14 protein-coding genes are annotated in these 11,898 nt (G+C 40.2%); all 14 read right to left on the bottom strand.

Going from position 1 to position 11,898, the window contains the following annotated elements; all coding sequences use genetic code 11:
* Nucleotides 1-146: 146 nt before the first annotated feature.
* Nucleotides 147-566: a hypothetical protein gene (locus tag BV60_RS23755; protein WP_242840961.1), complete on the bottom strand. Its 420-nt coding sequence runs from the start codon at nucleotides 564-566 to the stop codon at nucleotides 147-149.
* The gene (locus tag BV60_RS21005; RefSeq protein ID WP_035777148.1) at nucleotides 559-996 is read right to left on the bottom strand and encodes a hypothetical protein; all 438 of its coding nucleotides are present in this window, start codon (nucleotides 994-996) and stop codon (nucleotides 559-561) included. The genes BV60_RS23755 and BV60_RS21005 overlap by 8 nt, the downstream gene beginning before the upstream one ends.
* On the bottom strand, nucleotides 993-1,919 hold the full coding sequence (locus tag BV60_RS0108025; protein ID WP_029320748.1) for a ParM/StbA family protein: 927 nt from the start codon (nucleotides 1,917-1,919) through the stop codon (nucleotides 993-995). Before BV60_RS0108025 ends, BV60_RS21005 begins: the two co-directional genes overlap by 4 nt.
* Complete coding sequence (locus BV60_RS24025) at nucleotides 1,916-2,041, bottom strand: hypothetical protein (protein WP_255358102.1); 126 nt, start codon at nucleotides 2,039-2,041, stop codon at nucleotides 1,916-1,918. The genes BV60_RS0108025 and BV60_RS24025 overlap by 4 nt, the downstream gene beginning before the upstream one ends.
* A 156-nt stretch (nucleotides 2,042-2,197) precedes the next feature.
* Nucleotides 2,198-4,543, bottom strand: coding sequence for a hypothetical protein (locus tag BV60_RS0108015; RefSeq protein ID WP_029320747.1), 2,346 nt, complete (start codon nucleotides 4,541-4,543; stop codon nucleotides 2,198-2,200).
* A 77-nt stretch (nucleotides 4,544-4,620) separates the two neighbouring features.
* Nucleotides 4,621-5,181, bottom strand: a complete 561-nt coding sequence (locus BV60_RS0108010) for an NAD(P)H-dependent oxidoreductase (protein ID WP_051656587.1) — start codon at nucleotides 5,179-5,181, stop codon at nucleotides 4,621-4,623.
* Between the two features lie 27 nt (nucleotides 5,182-5,208).
* A complete protein-coding gene (locus BV60_RS0108005; protein WP_029320745.1) occupies nucleotides 5,209-6,102 on the bottom strand; it encodes a phosphatase PAP2 family protein in 894 nt (297 codons plus the stop codon).
* A 50-nt stretch (nucleotides 6,103-6,152) separates the two neighbouring features.
* Nucleotides 6,153-6,992 (bottom strand): response regulator, encoded by an 840-nt coding sequence (locus BV60_RS0108000; RefSeq protein ID WP_026511605.1) that lies wholly within the window; start codon nucleotides 6,990-6,992, stop codon nucleotides 6,153-6,155.
* The gene (locus tag BV60_RS0107995; RefSeq protein ID WP_029320744.1) at nucleotides 6,993-8,090 is read right to left on the bottom strand and encodes a sensor histidine kinase; all 1,098 of its coding nucleotides are present in this window, start codon (nucleotides 8,088-8,090) and stop codon (nucleotides 6,993-6,995) included.
* Nucleotides 8,087-8,773, bottom strand: coding sequence for a hypothetical protein (locus BV60_RS0107990; protein ID WP_029320743.1), 687 nt, complete (start codon nucleotides 8,771-8,773; stop codon nucleotides 8,087-8,089). The genes BV60_RS0107995 and BV60_RS0107990 overlap by 4 nt, the downstream gene beginning before the upstream one ends.
* 332 nt (nucleotides 8,774-9,105) lie before the next feature.
* Complete coding sequence (locus BV60_RS0107985; protein ID WP_029320742.1) at nucleotides 9,106-9,546, bottom strand: hypothetical protein; 441 nt, start codon at nucleotides 9,544-9,546, stop codon at nucleotides 9,106-9,108.
* 149 nt (nucleotides 9,547-9,695) lie between these two features.
* Nucleotides 9,696-9,965, bottom strand: coding sequence for an SPASM domain-containing protein (locus tag BV60_RS0107980; RefSeq protein ID WP_197029542.1), 270 nt, complete (start codon nucleotides 9,963-9,965; stop codon nucleotides 9,696-9,698).
* A gap of 124 nt (nucleotides 9,966-10,089) precedes the next feature.
* Nucleotides 10,090-10,572 carry a cyclic nucleotide-binding domain-containing protein gene (locus tag BV60_RS0107975; protein WP_029320740.1) on the bottom strand — a complete coding sequence of 161 codons (483 nt, stop codon included), beginning with the start codon at nucleotides 10,570-10,572 and terminating at the stop codon, nucleotides 10,090-10,092.
* A 39-nt stretch (nucleotides 10,573-10,611) separates the two neighbouring features.
* Nucleotides 10,612-11,883 carry a hypothetical protein gene (locus BV60_RS0107970; protein ID WP_029320739.1) on the bottom strand — a complete coding sequence of 424 codons (1,272 nt, stop codon included), beginning with the start codon at nucleotides 11,881-11,883 and terminating at the stop codon, nucleotides 10,612-10,614.
* Between the last annotated feature and the right edge of the window lie 15 nt (nucleotides 11,884-11,898).

Raw genomic sequence — 11,898 nt, 5'->3', positions numbered from 1 at the left:
TATAAATGGAAAAGCCAGGAAAGGAGTTCTTTCCTGGCCGTAAAGCTTTTGACCTCGTAGAGCGCACGCCACCACCTGCCAAGGGCAGGTGGTGAGTAAGTGCGCCCTTCTTTTCGAAGGGAAGCTTATGTCATGTTTCTTAGTTCCTATGAGGCAAGCTTAAAGAGCTCTGTAAGGTAATCCTCAAGCTCTTCCATTGTCATATACTGTGATGCAGGAAACGCTTTTTCCAGTATCCTGCCCATATCTATATGGCGCTTTACCTTTGCTTTGTTTTCCCTTGCCCTGTCTCTGTTCTCAGCCTGTTCCATGCGATGTCTTGCCTGAATAGCTGCTTTTTCTTCCGGTGTCATTACATTGTTTTCGTTATCACTCATGATTTTTGTCCTTTCTAAATTGTTGCAGAAGTACCGGTTTGATACCACTTTGCTGTTTCTTGTCATTAAAAAAGCACCAATACGCTCTGACTGAATTTGGGGATCAGAAAGCAGGTGTCCAAATCCGCTGATTTCAGTCAGTATTGGTGCCAAAAGTATGAAGTGTCTGGTACTACAAATATCATCCATCAAGATAGTCCCATGGGATGTCTTCAGGATTTACTTCAATATCTGCCTCATCAGTCCCGCTGTTATCTGCGCTGTCCTCAGCAGCTATTCCTGCCGTACTTTTTGGAATGATCATCGTTCCATCCTGTGCTGCTGTGCATAAAGCAGCAGCATAGCCGGACAAAAATAACGGCAGAACATTCCCTAAGGCATGCTCCACCGCTTCCACGATCTTTTGTACAAATCTTTCTTCTTTTTCCCTGGTCTCCAGATAGGGATCATCTTTTGCCTTATAGTATCTGTCAAAGAAATAATTGACGCTCACGGCAACGGCATGGCTGTATGAGCGGAATTCTTCTTTATCCATTGTCTGCAGATACTCCCAGGCCTTTTTATCCGCAGCCTTATCAAGATTGAAGCGAAGATTTGTGCTTTTTACATTTTCACTCATGCACATTCCTTCTTTCTGTTAAGGCTAAGATACGCCAGCAGTTCATAGCCCTTGGCCGTTGCACAGATATCATCAATGATCGTCACTCTGGAAGCATCATAATTTCCAAAGTTCTTAATGATACACCCTCCTCCACCTACGATATAGAGCCTCATAAGATCAGGGTTATACTCGTGTTCCCTAAGGGCAGTGAATACCTTCCCCGCATATTCCCTGGCGGTATTTCTGATCACCTCAAGATATGCAGTTGAAATATCAGCTTCGTTTTTCCTTAAAACCTGCTGAATCACACGCTCATCAATTGTGGTCTGGAATTCTTTAGATACAGCATCTCTTACAGCTATGACACACTGGTTTACTCCAAGTTTTTCGGTGAAACTCCGCTTTTCATCTGGCTTTTTCCCATTAAGAAAAATGAGATTCATGGTTCCGTTCCCAATATCAGCAAGAAGATTCAGTCCCAGGCTGTCATTAATCTTTCCTATAATAGCAGGGTATCCCTGGGGATATACAGAGCAGCCCGTAATATGCACTTTGTATAGTTCGCTGTTCCACTTAAACTCAGCATACTCATTCTTAAGCATGTACTGTCTGAATTCTTCCTTCTGCCTGTATATCCATGTAAGTGGCAGTCCTACAGCCAGATGCACTTTTGCTTCATACAGATGCGCTGTATGCAGTTCACGGGCTATTGCCATTAGTGTCAGAAAATAGTAGTCTTCATCAGATACCTTGTTATCAACAAACTCTTTATGGGTGTCACCGATGCGATAATAGATGCCTTTGTATTCCAGAATGTTTTCCGAAAAAATCGGCTCAGTATCATAAGCAGTGATACCAGTAGGAGTGCATGTTGATGCTGTTTTGATGTTTCCATAGCCATGGTCAATGCCGATGACTACAATTTCTCCATGCTCCTTCATTTCGCAGTTATCTCCTTTCCTTCAGTATTGCCGGACCATACGAAAAAAGAGACCAGGAAATCTGCATTCCCAATCTCTTTGATGTAAGTTCCAAAATATTCAGTTGTAAATATACCGGTCATCTTTTGACCACCTTTCCGGATCAAGCAGATTTGGTATCAATGTGGAACTCTTTTGATACCACTCGATCCATTATAAGGATAAAACACATAGAATCGCTATGCATTGACCAACAATTGACCGACAATTGGCTTTTTGCATTTTTTATGAAAACATATTTATCCCAACTTTTTATCACAAAGGCTTCTTGCATTATCCAATAACGAAAACCTTGCATCATCCGGCTTCGGAAAGTAAGTGCATAGTCTTTCGCATATCCTGCACAGGCATTCAGGATCATATTCGTATATTTCAGCATAAGCCTTTAGGACATTTCTAAAGTGATCTATTGCATCCCTTGTTTTCCCTGCAGATGCAAGGATGCTTCCAATGGTCTCTTCTATATTTGCATAGTCTGTTGAGTATACGGAAATTTCTCTTGCTACGACTTTCCCTGCCTTTTTTAAGATGCCAAGCGCTGCATCTACATTGCCATACGCTGCCTGCAGCTGTGCAAACAAGCAGGTCTGTGGTATTGCGTCATGCATATACAGAAGATCAAACTCCTTCAAAATCCTGATACCTTCTTCGATGTGCGGACGTGCATTATCAAGTTCGCCCCTCATACAATAAAGTGTTCCAAGATTTGCATGTACATTTGAATACAGCAGCGCATTATCCGCAGTAACTTCCGTTATAAGCGATGCCGCTTCTTTCTCATATTTCAGGGCTTCTCCATTATCATCATCATCCCTTGCCTGGGACGCTTTATAATCCAGCAGGAGAATCCTGTCCCTGACATCACCGATGCCTTCTTTTTCTATCATGCTTTCCATGAAAGAAAGCCAGAATGACATATCAACATAAGTGTTCGGTCTGTCAAAATATGCATATGCATCTTCCACAACCCTGAGTAGGAGCATGGGCTCATCGCAAGTAAGACTCAATATAGCCTTGTCGATCACCTCAGGAATAGCATCATAATAATCAGGTTCATCATTTCCATGAAGAGTGCAGTCATACTGGATATTTTCCAAAAAGTTTTTACAACCGCTTATGCTTGGCTTAAGCTCAGCTATAATGAGTTTCTGTATTATCCCATGGATACTTATCCGGTGACCTTCACCTTCATGGATCAGCCCTATTTCAATAAGCTCGGACACAGGATTAAGATTGGTAATTCCCATCCATCTTGCAAAATATTTCTTAGATGCCCCTTTCTCAGGCATGAGAGTCATACAACGCAGTATATCATGATATTCCGGTGCCAGTTTGTATAGGCCAAACAGTGTCCTGATATGATCTGCATAGGTGGCTTTTTCAGTCTCGCCGTCCTTGGACACCTTTATCTTATCAGATGATGACATATCCACCGGTGCAAAGAACAACCTCTCACTGAGTTCTTCAGGTGTCATTATCCCTTTCTGCAGCATCCTTGCAGCAAGTTCTATTGCAAAGGTATGATTTTGCACGTTAAATATGATACTCGAGATTGCATGCTCATGATCTGCAGCATCTTTATAAAGGTTCTGCATAAGTGCTTCCTGGGCACCAAGATCCAGCTCATCCAGATAGATGCTTTCTCCGCCACTTATAAGATTTCTTGTTGTTAAAAGAACATGGCATGAATATTTCATTACAACTGCCAGGATGGGATCGGGATCTGATTCGATATTAAAATTGTCAATGATGAGCAGGGTATCTTCCTTAAGAGTTCTGAGAAACCTGTTATGCTGCCTGAACAGCTCTTCTTCTGTTGCATCAAAAGGATCATTAACAAATTCAAGTGATGCAATGTCTCTTTGAAGACTTCCTGAATAGAATATATAGATCTGATTTGTGTATTCTTTTCTGTAGGTCTTTGCATAAGCCTTCGCCGTCTCACTCTTGCCCATGCCTGCTATACCATGCAGGAAAACCTTCCCTGAACCAGTCAGGACATCCCTGATATTCTTAATCTCAGCTTGCCTACCAACAAAGTATTTACATGGTAAAGGCGGATTGCTGCCTATTATATATGTGGAAACAGCAGGAGAAAGCTTCCCCTCTGCAATTGAAAGCATTGTATCATCCGTGTGTTTTATGAAATTCCGCTGAAGTGTGAAGTAAAGAGTCCTACCTATGAGTCTCGCTATCCCCTCAGGATCAGAGCGCGGAAACTGTTCTGTAATGTGCGCCTTCATGGTACCTGAGATCGTATCATCAAGCATAAGAAGATCATATGTTTTTTCTGCGCACATGGACGCATCATAAAACAAGGGAACAACATTTTCTCTGATATCATTTATAAGAACATCTTCCATTTGATGTTCCTGATAATACCTGGATATCTTAGGCGTCAGAGCCTTCTGGCCGTTAAACCATTTACATACAAGAGCTATATCAAAGTCATAGCCTGAGTTCTCTTCATCATTTATAAATGTTGCAAACACTTCATAAAGCAGATCGGTCTGGCTAAGTTCCCTTGAATCGCTGATATACTCTTTTATTGTCTGTATCACAGAGCTAAAATCACATATTCCCAAAAGGTTTACCTCATAAAAAAGATTGGCGTCAGCATATGCTTATATAAGCAAAATCGATGTTACGCACTCAGAGTGCTTTATATATCAACATGCAAATTGCTAATACATTTTTGTAGTATCATCTCCGCATCATTTCCTTGTATATCGAGACCTGTCGCTTTAATTAGCTCCACATCCTTTATGCCATAGTAGTTTTCTGCGAGCGCTTTTATATATCCAAATCCATACTCTTCCGGTACATAATAGCCGCCTGCAGTCATTACGTAATAAAGCTTTTTGGCCTTACACAAGCCAATAGGTATACCTTCGGACGAATACTCAAAGGTTATTCCCAGAACATTGATATGTTCTATATATAGCTTAAGCACTGCAGGAAAAGACAAATCCCAATAAGGTGCAGCTATAACAATCATGTCTGCTTTGGCGAACTGTTTTGCCAGATCAAAATATGGATCACTATAATCCTTTTCTTTTATGTAATTATCTCTTTTTCTAAGGAAATCCTCGCTGGTTAACGGAAATGCAACTTCTGACAGTCTGACTTTGTCTGCTTTTTCACCAAGCTTTTCAAGCAGTTTTTCCGCGATCTTTTCAGTTCTGGATTCTGTTCTTACACATGCATTAATGAAAAGATTCATTTTCCACTACCCCTACACTTTTTATAATCATGATTTAGCTGCCTTCATGAATGCCGTGCTTATCACACTATAGATCAGATATGTGATGAGTGTTCCAAAACATACATCAGTCAAAAAATGATTGGTCATATGAATGCGGTTATATCCATAGACTATTACAAATATGCAAGCGATCACAAAAGCTACTATGTTCTTTCTTTCGCTCCTGTTTTTAAATACATCAGTCAGCATCGGAAGCGCAAACATCATACTGGCTATAGTCATGTTTCCACTAGGCCAGCTCTTGAAGCTGTCATCACTTCCTGCCAGATTAGGTATCATCTGCCACCAGTTCCTGAATTTACTCATGGGATCATCAAGAGTTATCAGGTATTTGTATCTGGGTCTTGAACCGACCTGCTTAAGCCATAGATTTACATTATCAGCTGCAATACCGGCTACAATGATGGCAGCTCCTACCGCAATAAGCTTATCCGGATCTGCATCGTTAAGGAGCCTTACTACTACAAAAGGCACCCATCCATAAAGCACCGCCCAGAACAGCCAGCTTAGAATCGAAAGAAACGGTGAGCTTTCACCTGCTGTATAGTTAAAAAGAGCTCTTACAGTTTTTCCGTTGTAACTGTTTGAATAATATACAGCCATAAACCAGCACAAAATAACAAGCACCCATGCCAGCATGTTATATTTCTCACCTTTTTTCTTTAGTCCCACAAAAAAACATGCTCCGGCAGCCGGATACAGACAGTAAGAAAAGTAGGAACCGTATGTTGCAAAAAAAGCTCCAATATCAGTTTTATTGGCAAGTGCCACATTGATGTTAAAATCCCATACCGAACCAATAATTATACCAAGAATACAGACAATAACTACGCTCCAAAAGAATTTCATTGGCATTGTCATAATCTTTTTCTCTTCCATAGCCCTGATCCTTTCTGCTCATACGCTAATCTTTCAGATTTCACATTTTTCTATTCTATCGATGACTCTTCATTAAAATCCTGCTTATGCCGATTAAGCTCAGCTCTTGTTTCTTCAGCAAAAGAATATTGAATCATGTATTTACCATTAAAAGCATGGGTTACTCCCGGATCACCCTCCAGAAACCTGTAATAATCACAGTCCACCTTAGAAATATCAATTCCTACACCCACACGGTCTTTATGTCGTATAATGTCCTCTATACCAACTGAGGCAAACGTATCCCTCAGATCCTTAACATATTTTCTTATTCTTGCCTTGGTCTGTTGATTAGCCGGTTCATCCGGCCAGAGGCAACCAATCATTGTATCATTAGAACACATAGCTCCATGTCGATCCACCAGACAGGCAAGAAGTTCCTTACTCTTGGAATAAGAAAAGTCTACCGGAACTCCGTTATGGAAAACCTCAAAAGTACCAAAACATCTGATTCTAACCTTTCCCCCTGGCTTTCCCTCTTCCTTATTCTCCTGTTCAAATCTCAGCACTGACAGTTGATGCTCCACTGCGCCTTCGGTTATAGGTTTAAGCAAGTACCCGCTTGCGTCCAGTTCAAAAGCTTCTATGGCATATTCCTTATGTCCTGTGATAATGACAATGTTAAGCTTTGGGTAAATCTGCCTAAGCCTTCGTCCCAGGTCAAGGCCATTAACCTCCCCCGGCATTTCAACATCAAGAAATGCTACATCAACTTGTCGGTCTTTTATCTGTCTAAGTGCCTCTTCAGGACTTGTGGCACCTATATGTGTTCCTTTCGGATCAAGTTTTCGCAATATCGAAAGCAATAGTTTGACCGTCAGTTCGCGGTCATCTACAGTGAGCGTGTACATTTACTTCCTCCCCTTTTGTGGAATCATTATTACCACCTTTGTTCCCTGACTATCTGAACTGATTGACAAGCTCCCATCACATAGTGCCTGAAGGCGTTTCTTTGTATTACTGATACCAATTCCTTTTTTCTGCTTCTGAGCATCAGTCAGGTCCACATGTTCAGGTCCATTATCAGTAATAACAATCTGAATATAATCACCCAACATATCCGTAGACATAAACACTTTTCCAGTACCATCGCGATGCACAAGTGCTCCATGCTTTACCGCATTTTCTACCAAGGTTTGAACACATAATGGTGGTACGGAAAAATCCCTGACATTAAGCTCATAATCAAAAGAAAAACTCTGTGACGGATCGGCATGCTCCAATGCTACGTACTGATGAATATGTCGCATCTCTTCGTCAAAGGGTATCAAGCCCTCACAGGAAAGCGCATCAATATTGCCCCTAAGATACCCTGCCAGATTATCAATGCTTTCTTCTGCAGCCTCCGGATCTGTACGACATAATGTTTTAATGGAAGACAACGTATTAAAAACAAAATGAGGCTGCATCTGAATTGCCATCTGAGCCGCCCTGGATAACTCAAGCTTTCTCTCTTCCTCTTCAAGCCGCTCCTGCGTATCTATAAGGTTCATATAGTAGATCAGATTAAGTGAAACAGACCATGCAACAGAGTATAAATGCAGTTTAGGGAGAAAAAGAGATATGCAGAAAGCAAATATCATTGGAATTACCATGCATGCTATCTGCCTTACCGGAATATCACATCCATGAGGAATTGTTAGATTACTATTCTCATCGCAAAATATACTTACTGCTATTATCGCAACAGAAAAATATATAAAAATTCGCGACATTGCGTCACATACAATCTCAACCTGCTTCGCATCGGCAAAAAATATACATAGGTTCCCTATCAGATTGATAAATAAGACATAGTAATGGACCGCCATGGCATATATAAGAAATCGCCCTCTAAGATTATTCTTTTCGCCGATATTTTTCTTAACATATGCCGGTATCAGAAGAAGCAGCAGGATCAATATACCGCAGCTGTCCAGTATCAAATTGCAAGCTATTATTGCATTCATGATATGACCTCTTCAGAGATAACAGAAACTATCCTTGCTACTTCCCTGGCACATAAACATCCCCGTAAATATGCTATAAACGTATATATCCAGACAAAAACCATAAAAACAAAAACGACTACTGTGAACCCCAACGGCATTTCCGGAGCAAAATGGTCAGCTAGAATTACGATTCCGAGTATAGGAAAAGAAATAGCAACTCTCATAGAGAGGGTCTGATTTCGATACACTGCCACTTCCTCTCCTATGCTGCGAAGCACATCCATGTTTCCACGAAGCAACATAAATAAAGAGGCTCCAAGGACTATCTTTATCAGAAAATCTATAACTGCATACAGCGATTCAGACCATGCATAGAAGTCCCCTTCACCGGTTATCAAAGATACTATTTTAATTGTAAGTGCAATTGCATTTACCAGGATCAGCGTAAGAAAGCCTCTTCTGGAATTATTATACGAGGCAGAAAGTTTTAATACCTCATCGAGTCCGCTTATAACAAGTAAATAGCAAAGCGCTGACCCACAGTACCTGAAGATTTCAATTACATAGAGAAACTTTGTAGTCACGCTGGAATACTGCGTCACGCTGCTCATAGTAATCTCACTTGCAGCATACCCGTCATCAATCATCTGATAATTGAGGAGCTGCCCAAACAACAATATTAATAAAGGACTTACCATCATAATAATAATATCAAATAGCAGCCCTTTATGTATTCGCCTAAAATTCGATGCCACTAAACCTTTCAAAAGAATCACCTCTATGATCTAATTATCATAGTACAATTGTACAACATTGACACTTTAAATCGTCAATCATTTAGTATTTAGTTATTGTGGATCCAGTGGCACACCCACTTACCAGCAAGGACTGCTTTTTCTGTCAATCTGATATACATTTCCCCGTTCCTAGGTTTAAATATCGAATCTTTAGTAAAACACAGGGCGTTTCCCCTATGTATTAATTCCACATCTGGTAAACGCCCATTTTTGTCATCATTAATTGTTACACAATATTACCCATTTGATTTCTTTATCGTATTGGCAGCTATAAAGATCAGTATAGAAAGTGCAACACCAACTATTGCACCGACAACACCTTTTGCATCATCTCCAATGGTTGATATGAGAGTTCCAATACTGCCTATAACTCCCAAAATTGCAAATATCCATGCCGGCATGATTTTGGCGTTGTCCTTTGAAGCCCTAACTGAGAACCATCCCTCAAGAATCTCAACTATACTGGATATCAATAAAATTATACCAACAATAAGAGATGTCGCCCCCATACCAACTGCAGCTGCTGCTTCCTCTTCGCCAGGTGCTACATCAGCAACAGTGCCAAGAGCACGTGCTCCTATGATAAGTACGATTCCCGCAATCACACCGAGAATTCCAAAGATCAAAGTGATAATACCCGTTACTTTTAATATCTTATTACTTGTTTCAATACTCATGATGCTTTCCTCCTTAAATGGTGCTTTCTGCAAGCTTCTTTAATATAGAGTGTATAGAACCAAGCGTTCCGTATGTGTGAATAAATGTAAAGATTTTGACTACTTATTGTAAAATTTTTATAAAATCAAAAAATCCTCAAATACTATTGTTAAGCTCCAACTCCAAGTTTATTAAGCAGCTCGTCAACTCTTTTCTTCCATCCACCTCTAAAAAACTCACATGCGACCATATCTTTACCTAAATAGTCATCAGGAGTTGTATTCAAGGCCACGGCCCGGCAGCCTCCGCAACACATTGTCCGGTACTCACATTCTCTGCAATCCGTATTGTGCTCCATAAAATCACTTACTCTGTAATTAACTATATCCATGTACAGTGAGTCTGAGTCAAGAATCTCTTCTAATGGTGTTTGTAGCATATTAGGAAACATTCTATATTTTTTATACGCTATTTAATAACAATCAGTGCAGTACTAATTGCTGCTGTAGTAATTTGGTGTTGGAAAAAGCATAAAAAATTGGAGCCCGTCTGAGCTCCAATTTTTATGCTTTTTTATCTATTTTTTTTGAAGAGGAATCTATCATCTTGAAAGCATTATACATGGCAAGCTGTTTGGAGTAAAAGCCCTTAAAATCTTTTAGCTTTGCGCTATTGCCCTCCTTGGCCATATCATCAATGATCATGTCCATGCTGAACTTGATGTTATACATAGAATTGGCCATGCCCTGCATGATTCTGAGAACATCGACATGGTTCTTAAGAATGAAGTCATCTATATCCTTTTCGGTAATTCTAAGAAGAAGCACATCAGAGTACGTCACCACGGTATAAATGGCTGGCTTTCCACCTGTGAGAAGCCCCATTTCTCCGAAATAATCATCTTTAGATTTTATACCTATTATTGCCTCATCCTTGGTTTCATAGCCCCTGTAAAGCTCAACATTACCGGATATAATCTTGTACATATCCATATTGGCTTCACCTTCATGCATTATCACAGTTCCTTCAGGTACTTTTATAACCATTGGCATCTCCATTTTTGCTATTATTCATGTCAACAACAATTATAATTTAAGCCTTGGCAGCTTTTTATACTGCATCGGCCCAACTTTTACTTCAATACCCTCTGCCTTTAGTTCTTCTACAAATGCATCCAGATATTCTCTTTTCTTATTAACCTGTTGGAAATTGAGGAACAGTTTATCCTGTATTGCATTCATCTCCAGCATCAGATGACCGTCGGTTATGTTATAGATTGATTCGATATAATCCGCCATATTCCCCCAATCAATCCTGCCTGTGTAGCTTACGGTATATGAGTCTGCAATACCTTTTCTAAGGAGAGAATTGTTCGATGCATACTTGCATTTTCCCTTGTGAGTCTTTGGCCTGTCGATATTTTCTCTATGCTCTACTACTGTCTTATATTCCTTAAAGCTTACTTCCGGTTCCATCTGAAGAAACATACCTGCCCTGGTCACAGTACTGATCTTGCTGATAGGCCAGTCCAGCATTTCATTCTTGTATTTTACATGGAGCTGACGAACAAGATCTCTGTAGGTATTAGGGCACCCTACATCAGCATTATAATTCATTGAAATTCGGGCTGAAATCTCAGTTGCCTTCTTATTGTCTGCCCATACCTTTCGAAGTGCTTTAAACATAAAGGCTGCAACGATAGAATTGGGACTTCCATCGTTACTCTTGGCGTAGCTCATCAGCTTTTTAAGATCTATCTCAATCGGAAAATATGTAGCATCTCCCGAAAAAGGATTGAGGTAATAAGCCAGGTACTCTCCGATAGGAACAAACGAATTTCCGCCTTTGTATTCCGTGATAGGTGCATCTTCAGGAAATGCATTCACATCCGGAAGTGCCATTTCGCCTTCTTCCAATGGGCTTCCCGGCAGTTTTAATCCCTCTGCACTAAAGGTGTCTCCTGTTTTATCCGAAAGATATTGCCAAAGCGTTGTCTTTATCCAGAACATCGCCCCAAAGCCTCCGCAAAAGCAGTGGCTGAAATTAAAAAAGATATCTCTATCCTCATAGGTTATCAAAAAGAATTGATCATTTGCATCATTACCGCCAAGGACAACGGGTTTGGGGGATTCTTTTGTCACCACTATAGGCTTATCATTATCAAGGAGAACATATCCGCCTTCCTCATCAATCATTACCTTTTTATTGAAATAAGGGAAACGCTTAAATGCTTTTTTAGCAGCATCCTCCAGAATCTCTCCGTCTATCCTGTCTTTAAGTCTTACCCTGATTCTTACGGTAAATGCGAAGTTTTTGGAATACTCATAAAACATATAACTATCATAATCATACTTCATAGAAGATTCCTTTCC

It is taken from the genome of Butyrivibrio sp. AE3004 (assembly GCF_000703165.1).
Classification (GTDB): Bacteria; Bacillota; Clostridia; order Lachnospirales; family Lachnospiraceae; genus Butyrivibrio.
The sequence above is the reverse complement of the archived record's forward strand: the minus strand, read 5'-3'. Positions and strand labels throughout refer to the sequence as shown.